Origin of the sequence: Rahnella sp. CFA14(1/10), from assembly GCF_004195095.1 — a bacterium.
In the GTDB taxonomy this organism is placed as follows: Bacteria; Pseudomonadota; Gammaproteobacteria; order Enterobacterales; family Enterobacteriaceae; genus Rahnella; species Rahnella perminowiae.
The window spans coordinates 1-17,377 of the sequence record NZ_SEWS01000017.1 but is presented as its reverse complement, the minus strand read 5'-3'; the positions used below and the strand labels follow the sequence as shown (position 1 = coordinate 17,377).

The window sequence follows — 17,377 nt, the reverse complement described above, 5'->3', positions numbered from 1 at the left end:
TTTATGGCTGACTGAGGGTGATTATTTGCGGTTCTTACGCATGAAATCATCCATGAAGTTCGTCAGCTTTTCGGCTGCCGGCAGCGACAGGGCGTTGTAGATAGAGGCACGGATACCGCCAATCGCGCGGTGACCCGCCAGGCCGGAAAAGCCAGCTTCATGGCTCTCTGCCAGGAATTTTTTCTCCAGGTCCGCATCAGGCAATTTAAAGGCCACGTTCATAGATGAACGGTCTGCTTTGCTGCTCCAGCCATTGTAGAAGCCATTGCTGTTGTCGAGCATCGCGTATAACAGTTCCGCTTTATGGCGGTTGGTCTGTTCCATATTTTCCAGACCGCCAACATCGTTGAGCAACCAGCGGGTGACCAGCAGTACAACGTAAATCGCAAACACCGGCGGCGTATTGAGGTTGGAATGGGATTCAACCTGACGACGGTAGTTCAGGAATGACGGCAATTCATCTGAAGATGCTTTCACGACGGTATCGTGCACCAGTACGATGGTGACGCCTGCCGGGCCGATGTTTTTCTGTGCGTGGGCGTAGATCACGGAAAATTTGTTCGCATCGCACGGTTTGGACAGAAAATCAGAAGACATATCGCAGACACGGGGCACATCGTCGCGGCCGAGAACGCGCTGGAACTGTAATCCTTCCACCGTTTCGTTAGAAACATAATGCAGATACGGCGCATCAGGCGAGAATGCCAGCTCTTCGTCCGTAGGCAGACGGTTAAATCCGCAGGACTCACCGCTCCACAGGACTTTTACCGGCCCTTCGCGACGCGCTTCGGTGACGACTTTACTGCTCCAGTAACCGGTATCCAGATATTCGGCGGCGTGCTTCTGGCCGCGTAACAGGGTCATCGGCACCATCGAAAACTGCTGCGTTGCACCGCCCTGCAGGAACAGGATATGGAAGTCTTTCGATAACCCGAGCAGGGCCCGGATGTTGTTTTCTGTTTCCTGCACAATGGCGGCAAACCAGTCTGAACGGTGGCTGATACCCAGTATCGACAGCCCCACCTCCGGCACTTCTTTTATTGCAGCTTCAACCTGAGTGAGCACGGTTTCCGGCAATGCACCAGGTCCACCGGAGAAATTCAGAGCGTTACGTGAAATCATATTTATTCTTGTCCTTTAAACGCATCAGCAGAGATGTTGGTGTGCGCCAGGGCACGGGATAGCAGCAACTCGCGGCATGCTGTTTTAACGTTATTCATGTGGATTTGTTTGTGCGGGAACATCACTTCCAGATCCATCGCATGTACCACCATGGCCGGATCGATTTCAAACACCAGCAACCTGCCGTCCGGCGTTTCACTGCAATCAATGCCCAGATAATCAAGTTGCGTGGCGTCATAAATCGCTTGCAGCGCCTGTTGATGGCGCGTCGCAAATGCCCGGAAGTTGTTCAGAAATGCCGCTTCTTCTTCGCGTTTTTGAATGTCTTCGTACATGAAAGCGTTCACGTAATGCACCATCCAGTGGGATGAAATCGCCATATGACAGGCATAAGGCACGCCGTCGATCAACGAAATTCGGTACTTACGGAACTGGCCGTCTTTATTGCTGTAATCAATAAACTGCGACAGGAAATAATCTTCAACCTGCACGCGGGTCAGATAGTCCGCGAGTGTTTTCTGACAGGTAATTTTTTCCAGACCGTGGCCGCCGTGCGAACCGGCAGGACGCAGGATCACCGGATAGTGGCTTTCAGGCAACGCATCGTGCAGCGTGGTTTCTCCGGCGGCGACGGCCGATAAAGTGGCAAATGTCACCGCATGCGCCTGTGCAATGGCTAAACCGGGTTTGTTTTGCAACAACCGGCTGGCAGTGTGGCGCTCAGAATTCGGGATATGTTGTGACGCATTGATAACAGGCACCGGCCAATGTTGCGTGACATTCTCAAGTTGCTGCAACAGGAACAAATTTTCAGTGGTGGCGCTGATGCCGACCATCATTAAATCGTGCTCAGGGATCGGGGCTTCAAACGGGGCTTCTTGCGTAATGTAGTAATAAATCAGCTCGATATCGCTGTTTTCCAGCAGGCAATCCAGCGGTACGTTCGCAGAAAGCGTACCGGGCACCATCAGTATCAGTAAGCGTAATGTTGCCGGTTGTCGCGCGGCACGAAGGGTATAGACCTGCTGCATCGCCAGTGCCTGATTCTGAATAGTCAGACCCAGTTCAGTGCGTTGCAGACACAGCATGACGGTAGAAAGATTCATCCACAATACGGCGTCATCAGGGGATTGCTGCGCACGGGTGATCAGCACCTGCGCAATGTCAGACCATTCTTCGCCTGCGATGCTCATGCGTAAAAACGGAGCCAGACCCAGAAATTGCGAGGCGTCGAAGCGTTCAGGCACTGCGTGGTCCGCCCGGGAAATAGGTAATGTTTGCAAAGGACTTGCTCTCTCCATGCATCAGTTTCATGTCGCATGATAATGGCAGGAGAGAAAGTCAATCGGCGGAGAATCGCTAGATTATCCGCCGACTAATATTGATTAACGATGAGAGGCTGACGGGGCGTTACTTTTTCTTTGGCCAGTCGTCATCTTTATCCCACTCGGCATTATTGTCGCGATGCGGCGGGATTTCAGGTTTGTCTTTCAGGAACTTTTTCACATCAACGCGGTTCAGCTCTTTGATACCGCTGATGAACATGCCGACCAGAATGATCAGAACGATCCACCAGTAATCTTTAATCCACTCCATGGTGTACTCCTTAAAGGGGTGAGGGGGCGATAAATCGCGGGAAAAGGGTGTCTATTTGCCCGGCTAACCAGTCTGCGGCAGCCACGTCTTTTCCGGTCCAGGCGCTGAGTAAGACCTGCGGCGTGAGCTGTTTTTCACATTCCGCCGCCAGCGGCTGGTAGCTCAGATGCCAGGGTTCGACAGCCACGCCGCCGCGGTCTTCGGCATACGGGCGGTAAAAACCAAACTCTGCCATATGCGCTGACATCCATTGGTTCAGCGGATAAAAATACCCGTCTTGCTCATATTCCCACGGCTCCAGTTGCAGCGTTTTACCTGCCGGAAGCAATGAAGGATCATACACATCCAGATCACTGCCCCAGTGGTGACGGCTGGCGCCCGGCAGTGCAGACCAGCGTAAAATCAGCTCACAACGTTCTGCGGTCGTCAGTGCACGGATATCTACCGGCTGGCTGTTCTTATCTAATACTGGTCGTTCGCCGCGAAATTTGCCATTCCAGATGGTCAGTTGCCGATCGAAATCACGAAAGGTACTGGCCGGTTGTAAGTCAAAACCAGCCTCACGGGCTGCCTGATGCATTTTTTCAAATGCGTGTGCCGCCTCTTTCTGCAACCGGTGTGGCCCTTCACCCAGCGTCACCAGATGTGCAACGGAGCGCCCGGTCAGCATCTCGTGATCGATCATGCGACTAACTGTTCCATGATGCGCTGATACATGCGGCTGAGCACCTGCAGATCGGCGGCATGGACGCATTCATTGATCTTGTGGATAGTGGCGTTGACCGGCCCGAGTTCGACCACCTGCGCCCCCATCAGTGCGATAAAACGCCCGTCTGAAGTACCGCCGGTAGTTTGCAGTTCCGGCGTGATTTCGCTGTAATGACGCACCGCATTGACCACCGCATCCACCAGCGCACCGCGTGATGTCAGGAAGGGCTGGCCGGAAACCACCCAGTTCAGGGTGTATTGCAGGTTATGCCGGTCCAGCAGTTCTGCCACGCGCTGTTTGATAATGTCATCGGTCAGCTCGGTGCTGAACCGGAAGTTGAACTGCACATACAGTTCGCCCGGAATGACGTTGTTGCTGCCGGTGCCCGCGTTGATATTGGCGATTTGCATGCTGGTCGGCGGGAAGAATTCGTTGCCGTTATCCCACACGGTAGCGACCAGTTCGTTCAGTGCCGGCATGGCGCGGTGCACCGGATTATCTGCCAGATGCGGATACGCGACGTGTCCCTGAACGCCATGCACATGCAGATTGGCAGTCATGGAACCACGGCGGCCATTTTTCACGATATCGCCGACGCGCGTGGTACTGGAAGGCTCACCTACCAGACAGTAATCAAGGCGTTCATTGCGCGCCATTAACGCATTCACTACTTTCACGGTGCCGTTAACGGCGCTGGCCTCTTCATCAGAAGTAATGAGAAAAGCCAGACGCCCCTGATGGTGGGGATTGGCGGCGACAAAACGCTCCGCTGCCACCACCATCGCCGCCAGGGAACCTTTCATATCTGCCGCACCGCGACCATACAACATGCCGTCGCGCAGCGTGGGCTCAAACGGGCCGGTGACCCAGAGTTTGTGATCGCCGGTCGGGACGACATCGGTATGTCCGGCAAATGCCAGCGTTTTACCTTCTCCCCGCGTTGCCCAGAAGTTCAGGGTATCGCCGAAATGCATCGGTTCAATGTGAAAACCAATGGCCCTGAGGCGGGCAATCATAATCTCCTGACAACCGGCATCATCCGGGCTGAGGGAAGGGCGGCGGATTAACTGTTGGGCTAAATCGAGAACCGGACAACTCATGTTACTTCACCTGTGCGAGGAATTGCTGATAGATTTCTGGTTTGAATCCCAGCAGGGACTGACCCTCTGCGGCCAGTAAAAATGGGCGTTTGATTACCGCAGGTTGTTCCAGCATCACGGCTTTGGCGCTGGCTTCGTTATTGCAGGCGGCGCGTGTCGTTTCATCGAGCTTACGCCAGGTTGTCCCGCGGGTATTAAGCATGGCTTCCCAGCCCTGTTTATCCAGCAGGTTTTGCAACAACGCACCATCCAGTCCTTCGACACGGTAATCATGAAACTGATAGTCAACCCCGTTTTCTTCCAGCCAGCGTCGGGCTTTTTTGACGGTATCGCAATTTTTTATGCCGTAGAGAATAAAAGAGGTTGGAGCAGAAGTCGTTGCCATAGAAAAACGTAACCTGTCAGTAAAATAAGAACTTTTCACCCGCATAAAAACGGGCGTAAGGATAGAACACATAATGAGGCAAAACGTCGGCAGGATCCAGACGGGGCGGGATTGTGATCGCGCTTAAAAAATAATGATGGAGTTTTTGCATGGTTAAAAAATAGACGTATAATGCGTTCGTCCAATCAAGGGGAGTAAAATGTTAGAACAAGAGTTAGGTCACTGGAAAGACTTTATCGACCGTATGTTGAAAGCGTAATTGCCCCACATCGTTACCGTTAAAGCAAAGAAAAGATTTATTCTCAGTGCAGCACGTCATTATAAAAAACGTTTGTTCAGGAAGATCATTACGTCCGATTTATCGACGATTCTCACAGCCAGTAAATCATTAATAAAAAAGGCGTTAATCTCTATTAACGCCTTTTTTGTTGTCCGTTATCCAGCACCGTTATTTATGTTCTGCGGGCACAGTCTCAACGATATCAGCAATCACCGGATGCACGATTTTCCCGGGAAACCGGCGGCGGATCAGGACGAAGAACAGCGGCACGAAGAAAATGGCCAGAATCGTTGCGGAAATCATCCCGCCGATCACGCCAGTACCGACCGCGTGCTGGCTGCCTGAACCGGCACCCATGCTGGTTGCCATTGGCAAAACACCGAAAACAAACGCCAGCGAGGTCATCAGAATCGGACGCAGACGCATTCTTGCGGCTTCCAGGGTGGCCTCCAGTAATGCCTTCCCGCGGACATTCAGATCATTGGCAAATTCGACAATCAGAATCGCGTTCTTCGCCGACAAACCAATGATAGTCAGCATCCCGACCTGGAAATAGACATCGTTTTCCAGCCCGCGCAGCCAGGTGGCAATGACCGCCCCCAGTACCCCGAGCGGCACCACCAGCATGACGGAGAACGGAATTGACCAGCTCTCATACAACGCGGCCAGACACAAGAATACCACCAGCAGGGAAATCGCATACAGCGCCGGTGCCTGTGAGCCTGACAGCCTTTCCTGATATGACAGTCCGGTCCATTCAAGGCCAATCCCGACCGGCAATTTTGCTACCAGTTTTTCCATATCATCCATGGCGGTACCACTGCTGATACCCGCTGCCGGTTCGCCCACAATTTCCAGCGCGGAATAGCCATTATAACGTTCCAGACGTGGCGAACCGGTCAGCCATTTTGACGTCGCAAAAGCGGAGAAGGGCACCATGGTTCCGGCCGAGTTTCGCACATACCAGCGATCGATATCATCCGGCAACATGCGGTATTTTGCTGCGGCCTGCACATAGACTTTCTTCACGCGGCCACGATCAACGAAGTCATTGACGTACGTTGAGCCCCACGCGGTGCTCAGCGTGCTGTTGATATCCGTAATTGCCACACCCAGAGCCTGCGCTTTCACCTGATCGATATCGATCTGCAACTGCGGACTGTCATCCAGACCGTTGTGACGCACACGGGTCAGATTGCTGTCTTTAGCGGTCATCGCCAGTAACTGATCACGTGCCGCCATCAGCGCGTCGTGGCCCAGCCCGGCGTGATCTTGTAATTCCATATCAAAGCCGGTCGCGCTGCCGAGACCATTGATGGCAGGCGGGCTGCTGGCGATAACACGGGCTTCAGTAATCTTGTTAAACGCTTTGGTTGCCCGTTCAATCAGGGCAAAGGAAGAGTCATCTGTGCCGGTACGTTCATCCCATGGCGTCAGGCGCACAAACATACGTGCGACGTTCTGCCCGTTACCACCCGGCCCTGCACCTATGGTCGAGAACACCGACAGTACGTCTTTCTTATCTTCAGTCAGAAAATACTTTTCGACCTTTTCCACGACTGTTTGGGTTTGCTGCAACGTCGAACCCGGCGGCAACTGAATCTGCACGGTGAATACCCCGCGGTCTTCCAGTGGCAGAAACGACGTGGGTAATTTGATAAACATGACCGCCAGCACCGCGACCAGTGCGGCATAACCGAGCATGTAACGCAGGCTGTTACGCAGCACCCGTGCCACGCCGTTCTCATAGCGACGGGCGTTGCGGTCAAACATCCGGTTAAACCAGCCGAAGAAGCCGCGTTTGCCGTGGTGATGCCCCTGCGTGACGGGTTTAAGAATGGTCGAACATAGCGCCGGTGTCAGTGTCAGGGCGACAAAGACTGACAGTACCATCGCCGAGACAATCGTGATGGAGAATTGGCGATAAATCGCGCCGGTGGTTCCGCCGAAGAACGCCATCGGCACGAATACCGCTGACAGCACCATCGTAATCCCGACCAGCGCACTCTGAATTTGCCCCATCGATTTTCGCGTCGCCTCTCGGGGACTGAGGCCTTCCTCGCTCATTACGCGCTCTACGTTTTCCACCACCACGATGGCGTCATCTACCAGCAAGCCGATGGCGAGCACCATCGCGAACATCGTCAGGGTATTTATGCTGTAGCCGAACTGATGCAGTACGGCGAAAGTCCCCAGTAAAACCACCGGCACGGCAATCGTCGGGATCAACGTAGCGCGGAAGTTTTGCAGGAATAAATACATCACCAAAAACACCAGCACGATAGCTTCAAACAGCGTTTTCACGACGTCCGTGATTGCCGCTTTAACAAATGGCGTGGTTTCGTAGGCAATTTCGGCTTTCAGCCCGTGCGGAAAATAGTGAGAGAGCTCATCAAGACGTGCACGAACGGCTTTGTCCGTTTGCAGTTCGTTGGCACCGGACGCCAGTTTCACGCCCATACCGGACGCAGCCTGCCCGTTATACCGGCTGAGCAGGGCATAGTTTTCCGCACCAAGACCGACAGTTGAGACGTCGCCAAGTTTAACCTGTGAGCCGTCCTGGTTTACTTTGAGCGTGATCTGACGGAACTGCTCCGGCGTCTGTAACTGCGCCTGGGCATTAATGGTGGCATTCAGCGCCTGAAAATCTACCGAAGGCGCGCCGCCGAGCTGGCCCACGGCGACCTGACTGTTTTGCGCTTTGATGGCGGTGACCACATCGGCAGTGGTCAGCTGGTAATTATTGAGTTTATCCGGATCCAGCCAGATACGCATCGCATACTGTGAGCCGTAAGCATCGATGCTGCCGACGCCGGGCACGCGGCTCAGCGGATCCTGAATATTGGAAGCCACATAATCGGCAATATCCTGTTTATCCATACTGCCGTCTGTGGATACAAACGCCACCATCATCAGGTTGGTATCACCGGTTTTTGATACCGTCACCCCTTGCGTCTGAACATCCTGTGGCAGACGTTTAAGCGCCTGTTGCAGTTGATTTTGTACCTGTTGCAGCGCTTCATTCGGATCGGTTCCGGCAGTAAAACTCAGGGTAATCTGCGATTTACCGTCGTTACTACTCTGTGAAGACATGTACATCAGATTATCGAGGCCGGTCATGTTTTGTTCAATAATCTGAGTAACAGTGTTTTCTAATGTTTGTGCTGATGCACCGGGATAGGTTGCAGAAATCCTGACGTTTGGCGGAGCCAGATCGGGATACTGCTCAACCGGCAGAAAATAGATAGCGAGTGCGCCGGATAAAGAAATGATGATCGCTAAAACCCAGGCAAAGATTGGGCGATCGATAAAAAAGTTAGCCATGCTTCAGAAACCTCGTTGTCACTCTGGCGTGAGTGACTAACATCAGCAAACAAACACAATGTCAGTAATCTGACAAAAAAATCCCCTGAGCGTCATCTTCTCAGAGGCGGTACCGTCCCGGCGGGACTGAGCAAGTGTTAGAGTGTAGTGCTACATCAGTGCACTTTACCTTCTCATCACGTATAAAACGTGGAGAAATAAAGGAGATAATGTAAAAAAAACCTCCCCGCACACAGGGTTATCTCGCAGACAGATTCGCTAAAAGCGGCTACGCTTTGACTGCCCGCTTTTTTTAGCCCCCATTCTTATGTCCATACCGGAGCCGTTCAGATGAGTTTGATGTTAAATTCGGTTTTCGCCCGTCGTCTCTACCTTTGCTGGTTGCTGGACACTGAGCAAAAACCGAACGTACCGAAACTGATGGAAATCACCGGCTGGCCACGCCGCACTTTGCAGGACGTTCTGAAAGCGTTGCCGGGCATGGGCGTTGAGCTGGAGTTTGTGCAACAAGGTGTACGCAACAATGACGGGTATTATCAGCTTTCAGGCTGGGGGCCACTGGATGCAAAGTGGATTGAACGCCATCGTGAACAATTGCTTAATGCAATTGAGCACGGCTGAATCTGGCGGGCGCGGTGTAATATCGCTATGATGTCTGGCTTCTCTCACCCCCTCTGAGCGGAGGCACGCTTTATGTCATCTGATGACAATTCATCCAGAATCGAAAACGTCCGGAACCAGTTACTGTCTGATAACTGGTATGTTCTTCGCAAATATACCTATGATCTAATCAAGCGTAATGGCGAACGCCAGCCGCAATCCCGCGAAGTGTATGACCGGGGTAATGGCGCGACGATTCTGCTCTATAATCGTCCTAAGAAAACCGTCCTGCTGATCAGACAGTTCCGTATGCCGACCTACGTCAATGGCAACCCGACCGGTATGCTGCTGGAAACCTGCGCCGGTTTGCTCGACAACGACTCGCCGGAAGATTGCATCCGTAAAGAAGCCATCGAAGAAACCGGTTTTGCGGTGGGCAAGGTAGATAAACTTTTTGAAGCCTATATGTCGCCGGGCAGCGTGACAGAAATCGTACATTTTTTTGCGGCGGAATATGATGAGTCGCAGCGTCAGAACGCCGGTGGTGGTGTGGAAGACGAGGACATTGATGTGCTGGAGGTGCCCTTTACCGAGGCACTGGCGATGATCAAAGACGGGCGCATCAAAGATGGTAAAACCATCATGTTGCTGCAATATGCGCAGATTCAGGGCTGGCTGGCGTAAAGAAGACCGGCGAAATGCATTAACGCCAAAGGCACCCGCAGGTGCCTTTGTTGTTTCAGTGCTCCATGTTTATCACGGTACTGCCTGCGTGACCTTTCATGGCAGACCACGGCAAAACTGACCATTCAGGGCCTTCGCACGAACGCATAACGCGGGCAAAGGTCGGATCAAAATACAGCCCTTTTGGCGTGAAATACCAGGCCGGGAACTGCCAGACCGACGGGTCTGAGTAATCGCAATCGTCTTCGCTTTCTTCTGTCGGTTTTTTCATTTGTTGCGGATAGGCCACTGCCAGCTGTTTTACCAGCCACGGTGCCCATTTTTTATCGCGGTACTGGGCGAAGGTATCGAAATCCACATCGTTCTTACCGGTGAGGGCGCGATCTTCAGCATTCAGATAGTGGAATGGTGCACCATCGCCCACCCAGACCACATCTTCCAGCGTCAGTGTTTCTGCAGTTTTTGCGTTCAGGTTGATCGGTGCCTCGCCAAAATCAGGATGCGCGCCACCGCAATCATAAGAAGTAAACACGCTGATACTGACGACCTGGTCGCTCATGTATTCAGGCGTCACTGTCTGCTGATATTCACCCTGACCAAAACGACTGGCACCCAGCATACAGGCATGCCAGCCGCTGACTTCCTGCCATAAACGGGCGCGTAGCTTCTGGTTAATGGCCGGTAAACTGGCTTCCGGATAGCCGGAGACAATCTCAAAGAAGCTGATTTTCGACTGTGGCTCAGTCCACCATTGCAGCTGATAACCCATAAAGTTTTCATTTTTACCGGCTTTCAGTTGCAGCGCGGATAAACGCAAATACTCATATGGATCGGTGTGGAACAAAGAACTGAGATAGCCGTCGTCAGTGGCTGCTGCCGGTAACTGCGCAGGCTGAAGCTTAACCGGCATATTTTTGCCCTGCGGGTTAGTCCAGTTGCCTTGCCAGCCACCGTTTTCATCTTTGGTCAGCGTCAGTTCAGGACGCGGCGTATCGTCGAAATCATCCAGGCCTTCCTGTAATTTTAGTTCCTGACCATCCAGCACCCCGTTCAGCGGCAGATCCAGCCGGTATTTTTGATAGAAATACCGGCCGGTGACTTCGTCAGGTTTATTTAAATCGAGTTCGACAACAATACTGGTGCTACCCAGTGTGCCGGCGTACACCACCGGCGGCTCTTCAGCCAGCGCAGGCAGTGATAACAGCGTTATCATCAAAACCAATAACTTCATCCGTATCTCCCAGAGAAATGATCTTCATCCTTTCGCCATTATTGTTTGTTTTTGGCTCAGCCAGTGTACTGAAAGTTTCCCTGCGTCACCATTACGGCTTCTTGCCTGTCATGAAAAATTATTGTCTGCCGCACACCCTGCTGGCAGAGTATCTCTTTCTAAATCCGAATAAAAAATGCTGAATTGGTGGCAGAGTCTTGCCGGGGGTTACGCTATTATCAGAAAGATAATTTCGAACAGAGCTGAAACTCATAATGTGTAAATGGATAACCGCCCCTTTATGCCTGCTGGCCACAATACTGGCTTTTAGTGTGCAGGCTGAGCCGTTGCAGGCTATTTATAACGACTGGCAGGTCAGCTGTGACAACCTGAATCACTGTGTCGCGCGCAATTCGCAGGACGGGCAGGAGCTGGTCATGAAAATCACCCGCGAAGCCGGACCGGAAGGAAAATCCTCCGTCAGTATTGATTATCAGCGTAACAGTGATGAGCAGACGGCGGATGTGCCGGTTGCTAACCATTTGCAGATGAACGGCAAAACGCTGAGTTTTAATCACCGCGAATGGGATGTCAGTACAAAACATCTTTCCACCACTAACCGTCTGGTGGTGAATGATTTTATCGCCACTGTCCGCGAAGGCAGTAGCATTCAGCTGGCAGTAAAAGCCGATCCGGCTCAGCCTGTCAGGCCGGTAATCTCCCTCAAAGGCATAAAAGCCGCGCTGCTGGCGATTGATGCGCAACAAGGCCGTGTCGGCACCAAAACCGCCTGGGTTAGCCGGGGTGCAAAACCTGCCAGCAGTGTGCCGCCGATCCCGGCCACGCCGGTCATTGCGCGTTTCAGCGAACCGCATGCGTTATCTGAAACCGAGATTTCAGCCATTACACAAAATGCCGCGACCACCATTGAAAATAACGATTGCAGTCTCGACCCTTCCGAACGTGAAGTGCATATTTTCGCTTTGAGCAACGATAAAGCCCTGATGACCGTCAACTGCGATATGGGGGCATACAACCTGTATGCGCTGGGTTTCCTGGTTTCGCGACAGGCGCCTTATAAAATGGAAAATCTGACGCTGAATATGCCGTTTAAACTGGGTGAGGATGATGAGTCGCCGGAGCTTATCAACGCTGATTTCGACCCGAAAACCGGTATGCTCTCGACCTACGATAAAGGACGAGGCATCGGTGATTGTGGCGTCTCTTCGCGCTGGGTGTTTGATGGCAAACAGTTCCGGTTGGCGGCTTTTGCCTCTGAGCCCAGCTGCGATGGTTATAGCCGTGGTGGAGAATGGCCGGTATTGTGGGTGACGCAGCCGTAACGGATGCCCGGGCTTGTGCTCAGCCTGTCAATGAAAAATGCCCTGTGAGCTTTCGCTTCCAGGGCATTTTCTTTTACGTTGCAACGTCGCAGGAAAGATTATGCGGATGCTTTCACAACGACTTTATTGCTGGCGAACTCAACATTCATATCAGCAACGATTTTGCAGCGTTTACGGGTTTCGACTTTACCGTTGACCTTAACCTGGCCTTCGGCAATCACTGCTTTCGCCGTACCGCCGCTGTCACACCAGCCCATAAATTTGAGCAGATCGCACAGTTCAACGTGCGGGTGTTTTTCGAGAAAGAAAGTTTCCATGTATTCCTGACTTTTTGTGTAATGCAAATGGTTTAAGGCTTACTGGCACTGATATCGTGATATTCCTCGCATGCCTGCAAGGTATTTTGAATCAGCGTCGCGACCGTCATCGGGCCTACGCCGCCCGGCACCGGTGTGATAAAGGAAGCACGCTCAGCGGCGGCATCATATTCCACATCGCCGACAACTTTACCACTTTCCAGACGGTTAATACCGACATCAATGACAATCGCGCCTGGTTTAATCCATTCGCCGGGAATAAAGCCCGGTTTACCCACAGCGACAATCATCAGATCGGCATTCTCAACATGGTGGCGCAAATTCCGGGTGAAACGGTGCGTGACGGTCGTGGTGCAACCGGCCAGCAGTAATTCCATGCTCATCGGACGGCCCACAATATTGGAAGCACCGATAACAACAGCGTTCAGCCCGAAGGTATCAATACCGTAACGCTCCAGCAGCGTCACAATGCCGCGCGGTGTACATGGGCGCAGCGTCGGTGCACGCTGACACAAACGACCGACATTATACGGATGGAAGCCATCGACATCTTTATCCGGGTGGATACGCTCCAGCACTTTAATGTTATCGATACCGGCAGGCAGGGGAAGCTGAACCAAAATGCCGTCGATGGCACTGTCGTTATTGAGTTTTTCGATCAGTTCCAGCAACTCACCTTCGGTGGTGGTGGCAGGGAGATCATAAGAACGGGAGATAAACCCGACTTCTTCACAAGAACGACGTTTGCTGGCGACATAAATCTGTGATGCCGGGTTTTCACCGACCAGCACGACAGCCAGACCTGGGGCGCGTTTTCCTTCAGCCAGTCGTTGTTGAACACGCGCCGCAACTTCGCTTCTGACTTGCTGCGCAATCGTTTTACCATCAATAATCTTTGCTGCCATCAGGGAGTAAATCCATCAATTAATAAATGCAGGGGGATAAGTCTATTTTGTCAGAAGCGGCGGACGCTGTCAGGCGTTGAATGCGAATAAGTTGTTATTCACGGCTGAAAATTTAACCTGAGACAGGGGCGGAAAAAGTGTCTATTTTAGAGCTGGCTCTTTTTAAATCATAAGGAAAGGAACAAATGACACGCAAAGTGGGGATCATCGGTGCCGGTCATGTGGGTGCTGACGTTGCATTCTCGTTGGTCACGCAGGGTTTGTGTGACGTAATAGTTTTGCTCGACGAAAACGAACCTAAAGCAGCCAGTCAGGCGCTGGAGTTGCGCGACATGGCGTCGCTGACGACCTCACGCGTACAGGTTATTGCCAATGATTATAGCGAGCTGCATGACGCCGATGTCCTGGTGATTGCCGTTGGACCGAAAACATTGCTGCGTGAAGACCGCCTGGAAGAACTCGCTGAGACCCGCGCCGCCGTGCGCGAAGTGATCCCCCGCGTGATTGCCAGCGGCTTTGGCGGTGTGATCGTCAACATCACCAACCCGTGTGATGTTATTACGCAGATTATTCAGCAGACCAGCGGATTCCCTGACGCACAGGTCTTCGGCACCGGCACCTCGCTTGATACCGCGCGCATGAAACGTGTCGTGGGCGAATTTTTTGGCTTTGATCCGAAAAGTGTCACCGGTTATGTGATGGGCGAACACGGAGAATCACAGTTTGTGGCCTGGAGTACCGTCACCCTCGGCGGACGCCCGGTGGCTGAACTGGCAGGCGACCGTGACGTCGACTGGGTAAAAATGAACGATGCTGTACGGGGCGGAGGTTGGGAAATCCTGCAGGGGAAGGGGTGGACAAGTTTTGGCATTGCTACAGCCACTGCCAGACTGGTGAATGCCATTTTGTCTGACGCCCATAGCGTGTATCCGGTTTCTGCCCTGGATGAAAAACTGGGCGTTTATATTGGTCAGCCAGCCGTCATTGGCAAAAAGGGCATTGTACAAACACTGCTGCCGGAACTGACCGCTTACGAAAGCGTGGCTTATCATGCTTCCGCCCGTGTGATAGCTGCCGCGCTGAAATCCGACAAATAGCCGATACCGTGTACATAACCTTGCAAGACAGCCGGGAATATCTGCAAATTGCTCAGGCATTAAGCAGTGAGTTCGAAAGCCATTGACTCATCCCGGTCTGCCCGTATAATCCGAACCCGCAACGCTCCCGAAAGGGACAAGCAATGCGCCCTTAGCTCAGTTGGATAGAGCAACGGCCTTCTAAGCCGTAGGTCACAGGTTCGAGCCCTGTAGGGCGTACCATTTCGAAGTAAACAGACGTCAACCGACGTCTTTTTTTATGCCTTAAATTCAAGTGTGTTGGCTAATTTTGGCGCGTCGAAATTCTCTCTGAGTCTACCTACATTTACCTGCATCAAGTAGTATCTGTTGGTATATGTGATGGTATATCCCCGTTCAATGAAATCCTGTACCAACAGCCAGCAACGGAGGGCCTCAAATGGCCTTAACCGATGTAAAGGTAAGAAGTGCAAAGCCCACGGATAAGCCTTACAAGATTACCGATGGCGAAGGAATGCATTTAATGGTTCATCCTAATGGATCTAAATACTGGCGCTTACAGTACCGTTTTGACGGTAAACAAAAGATGTTGGCGTTGGGTATCTATCCTGAGATTTCTTTATCTGAAGCCAGGCAGCGGAGAGATGAAGCTAAGCGGCAAGTTGCTAACGCTATCGACCCCAGTGAACAGAAAAAGGTTGAGAAACAAGCTCGCAAAGCTACAGTGGAAAATACTTTCAAAGCGATCGCTCTGGAATGGCATGAGTACAAACGCCCTAACTGGTCGAAGGGTTACGCTGAAGACATTATGGAAGCGTTTGAAAATGATATATTCCCGGATATCGGTAAGCGCCCGATTGCACCCTCTGTCGCAGTGAAGACAAGACGGCAGGCGAGGGGGAGATTTTTGCCTGCTGAACCTGCTCCGCACTGCCGGTCACCAGTCGGTAATTGCTGACGCCGGACACTATCGTACCGACCGCAAAAATCAGTATCGCGGTGTCGGCACACCACTGCGTAACGGTACGCACCGTCATCCCAACCGGACGACCGGCGCGGCGATGAATACCCGCAGACAACTCCCGCCAGACCGGAGAATCCGCGCGCTCATGCGGGCTGTACGCCTGAAACACCAATGCCGGTGAAAACACCACGCCGTACAGCGGCAGCTGAAAATAGCCACTGAGCAGCGGTTTGAATGCATCTGCCCAACCGGACAGGCGGGCTTGTAAATCACTGACCAGTTGCAGCAAAAACGTGTGACGCATATTTTCACTGATTTGTGCCATGCCCTGTGCGCGCAGCTCCGGGAGCAGGGACTCCACGGAAGACGATAAAGACGCCGGCGTCAGCCTTTTGTGCTCCAATACACCGATCAGCTTTACCGCACGTTCAGGCTGCGGCCAGCTCAGTTCACGCCGGTCCAGCAGATACACCGGCAGCTCCCAGCGCAACTGATGGCGGACGATTTTATAACCGCGAAGTACCGTGTCTGCCTGCTCCGCCTGGGTATAGTGCGCCTCATGACTGACCCAAATCAGCGCATCACCAGCAGCCAGGAGAATTTGCGCTTCCAGCGCAGGCCGTAGCGATGCCTGAGTGCAGATCTCAACCGGCCAACATCAATGGACGGCTGAACAGGCCGCTCCGATTCTGTACCTGCCGGTGCGACTTTGGGACGCACCGGGACCCGCCAGCTGGCCGACGTGGTGACGAGGGTAAATGACAGGGCAATAAGCGCGACAATCAGCGTGATGACCACAACGGACATTAAAATGCCCGGGCCATCTGCGAACGAAGAAAACACGCTGAATTGCCGGATCACACTGATAACCGCAACTGCAACGGCCAGCAGAAGGAACAATATTCCCAGACGTGTAATGATTTTCTTCACAATCAGCTTCCTTGCTGCGCAGAACGGATAAAGTGCGGTTCAAGCAGGAGATTCAATATGATCCGCAGGCCCACTGTAAGTATCCCAGCTTTAGTTCCACGCACTTTTTGAGACTTCCGGGTTTTCGGCCATCAGCCGGTACTCTTCCGGCGTCAGGTTGTTCAGGGATTCATGAGGCCGCTCGTTGTTATATTCAGCCAGCCAGCGCTCCGTTATTTCTCGTACTTCATTCAGTGTTCTGAACAGGTAAAAATCCAGTATTTCTGTCCGGTATGTTCGGTTAAACCGTTCTATAAACGCGTTCTGTGTTGGCTTACCCGGCTTGATAAATTCCAGCATCACGCCATGGTCTTCAGCCCATTGCGCCAGAGCCAGTGATATCAGTTCCGGGCCGTTATCCATCCGCATCTTCAGCGGATATCCGCGATTCGCCACTATCCTGTCCAGGACCCGCACCATTCGTTGCGCAGGAATATTCAGATCGATTTCTATCGCAAGGGCCTCGCGGTTAAAATCATCCACCACGTTGAAGGTCCGAAAACGCCGACCACAGACCAGCGCGTCGTGCATAAAATCGATAGACCAGCTCTGATTGAGCGCTTCCGGCGTTGCCAGCGGAGCCGGATTGCGCACCGGAAGACGTTGCTTACCCTTGCGTCGAAAATTCAGTTTCAGCAGACAGTAAATCCGGTGAACGCGTTTGTGGTCGTCTAATCAGTCAATATCTGGATCAGATGGGGTCTTTGTCGTCTTCGTAGTCATTTTTTAGATGCTACAACATGTTGCCAGACGTCGTCTTCATTCCTATGTGATTCCCGCAGGGGTATTGCCC

16 protein-coding genes, 1 tRNA gene and 2 pseudogenes are annotated in these 17,377 nt (G+C 52.5%); 6 read left to right on the top strand and 13 right to left on the bottom strand.

Going from position 1 to position 17,377, the window contains the following annotated elements:
- Positions 1-21: 21 nt before the first annotated feature.
- The 7 genes from EVX52_RS24160 to acrD form a co-directional block, all read right to left on the bottom strand.
- Positions 22-1,122, bottom strand: a complete 1,101-nt coding sequence (locus tag EVX52_RS24160) for a phosphoserine transaminase (RefSeq protein WP_129992279.1) — start codon at positions 1,120-1,122, stop codon at positions 22-24.
- A gap of 2 nt (positions 1,123-1,124) precedes the next feature.
- Positions 1,125-2,423 (bottom strand): hypothetical protein, encoded by a 1,299-nt coding sequence (locus EVX52_RS24155; RefSeq protein WP_240783495.1) that lies wholly within the window; start codon positions 2,421-2,423, stop codon positions 1,125-1,127.
- A 109-nt stretch (positions 2,424-2,532) separates the two neighbouring features.
- Positions 2,533-2,718 (bottom strand): YpfN family protein, encoded by a 186-nt coding sequence (locus tag EVX52_RS24150; protein WP_013576544.1) that lies wholly within the window; start codon positions 2,716-2,718, stop codon positions 2,533-2,535.
- Positions 2,719-2,728: 10 nt separating this feature from the next.
- Positions 2,729-3,388, bottom strand: coding sequence for a M15 family metallopeptidase (locus tag EVX52_RS24145; RefSeq protein ID WP_205951638.1), 660 nt, complete (start codon positions 3,386-3,388; stop codon positions 2,729-2,731).
- A gap of 11 nt (positions 3,389-3,399) precedes the next feature.
- Positions 3,400-4,527 (bottom strand): succinyl-diaminopimelate desuccinylase, encoded by a 1,128-nt coding sequence (gene dapE, locus EVX52_RS24140; RefSeq protein WP_129955584.1) that lies wholly within the window; start codon positions 4,525-4,527, stop codon positions 3,400-3,402.
- A gap of 1 nt (position 4,528) precedes the next feature.
- Positions 4,529-4,912 carry an ArsC family reductase gene (locus EVX52_RS24135; protein ID WP_129955583.1) on the bottom strand — a complete coding sequence of 128 codons (384 nt, stop codon included), beginning with the start codon at positions 4,910-4,912 and terminating at the stop codon, positions 4,529-4,531.
- Between the two features lie 448 nt (positions 4,913-5,360).
- On the bottom strand, positions 5,361-8,516 hold the full coding sequence (acrD, locus tag EVX52_RS24130) for a multidrug efflux RND transporter permease AcrD (protein ID WP_129955582.1): 3,156 nt from the start codon (positions 8,514-8,516) through the stop codon (positions 5,361-5,363).
- Between the two features lie 330 nt (positions 8,517-8,846).
- Between acrD and EVX52_RS24125 the strand changes: the two genes are divergently transcribed.
- Positions 8,847-9,137 (top strand): helix-turn-helix domain-containing protein, encoded by a 291-nt coding sequence (locus tag EVX52_RS24125; RefSeq protein ID WP_129955581.1) that lies wholly within the window; start codon positions 8,847-8,849, stop codon positions 9,135-9,137.
- Positions 9,138-9,209: 72 nt separating this feature from the next.
- Positions 9,210-9,800 (top strand): GDP-mannose pyrophosphatase NudK, encoded by a 591-nt coding sequence (gene nudK, locus EVX52_RS24120; RefSeq protein ID WP_129955580.1) that lies wholly within the window; start codon positions 9,210-9,212, stop codon positions 9,798-9,800.
- A gap of 55 nt (positions 9,801-9,855) precedes the next feature.
- On the opposite strand, the gene EVX52_RS24115 is transcribed toward nudK, so the two are convergent.
- Positions 9,856-11,031: a hypothetical protein gene (locus tag EVX52_RS24115; RefSeq protein ID WP_129992278.1), complete on the bottom strand. Its 1,176-nt coding sequence runs from the start codon at positions 11,029-11,031 to the stop codon at positions 9,856-9,858.
- Positions 11,032-11,285: 254 nt separating this feature from the next.
- On the opposite strand from EVX52_RS24115, the gene EVX52_RS24110 reads away from it, so the two are divergent.
- The gene (locus EVX52_RS24110) at positions 11,286-12,353 is read left to right on the top strand and encodes a DUF1176 domain-containing protein (RefSeq protein ID WP_129955578.1); all 1,068 of its coding nucleotides are present in this window, start codon (positions 11,286-11,288) and stop codon (positions 12,351-12,353) included.
- Positions 12,354-12,451: 98 nt separating this feature from the next.
- Here the strand turns inward: EVX52_RS24110 and ybcJ are convergent, their stop codons facing one another.
- Both ybcJ and folD read right to left on the bottom strand, forming a co-directional pair.
- Positions 12,452-12,670, bottom strand: a complete 219-nt coding sequence (gene ybcJ / locus EVX52_RS24105) for a ribosome-associated protein YbcJ (RefSeq protein WP_129955577.1) — start codon at positions 12,668-12,670, stop codon at positions 12,452-12,454.
- Between the two features lie 32 nt (positions 12,671-12,702).
- Entirely contained in the window at positions 12,703-13,575 is an 873-nt protein-coding gene (folD, locus tag EVX52_RS24100; RefSeq protein WP_129992277.1) for a bifunctional methylenetetrahydrofolate dehydrogenase/methenyltetrahydrofolate cyclohydrolase FolD, read from the bottom strand.
- A 185-nt stretch (positions 13,576-13,760) separates the two neighbouring features.
- Between folD and EVX52_RS24095 the strand changes: the two genes are divergently transcribed.
- The 3 genes and pseudogenes from EVX52_RS24095 to EVX52_RS24085 all read left to right on the top strand — a co-directional run.
- On the top strand, positions 13,761-14,672 hold the full coding sequence (locus tag EVX52_RS24095) for an L-lactate dehydrogenase (RefSeq protein ID WP_129955575.1): 912 nt from the start codon (positions 13,761-13,763) through the stop codon (positions 14,670-14,672).
- Positions 14,673-14,817: 145 nt separating this feature from the next.
- Positions 14,818-14,894: transfer RNA gene (locus tag EVX52_RS24090), tRNA-Arg, on the top strand.
- A 196-nt stretch (positions 14,895-15,090) separates the two neighbouring features.
- Positions 15,091-15,513: pseudogene (locus EVX52_RS24085) on the top strand (tyrosine-type recombinase/integrase); the annotation flags it as partial.
- Here the strand turns inward: EVX52_RS24085 and EVX52_RS24080 are convergent.
- The 3 genes and pseudogenes from EVX52_RS24080 to EVX52_RS24070 all read right to left on the bottom strand — a co-directional run.
- Positions 15,458-16,087: a hypothetical protein gene (locus tag EVX52_RS24080; protein WP_129992276.1), complete on the bottom strand. Its 630-nt coding sequence runs from the start codon at positions 16,085-16,087 to the stop codon at positions 15,458-15,460. The pseudogene EVX52_RS24085 and the gene EVX52_RS24080 sit on opposite strands and share 56 nt — an antisense overlap.
- A 101-nt stretch (positions 16,088-16,188) precedes the next feature.
- Positions 16,189-16,545: a hypothetical protein gene (locus EVX52_RS24075; RefSeq protein WP_129992275.1), complete on the bottom strand. Its 357-nt coding sequence runs from the start codon at positions 16,543-16,545 to the stop codon at positions 16,189-16,191.
- 90 nt (positions 16,546-16,635) lie between these two features.
- Positions 16,636-17,253: pseudogene (locus EVX52_RS24070) on the bottom strand (IS3 family transposase); the annotation flags it as partial.
- Between the last annotated feature and the right edge of the window lie 124 nt (positions 17,254-17,377).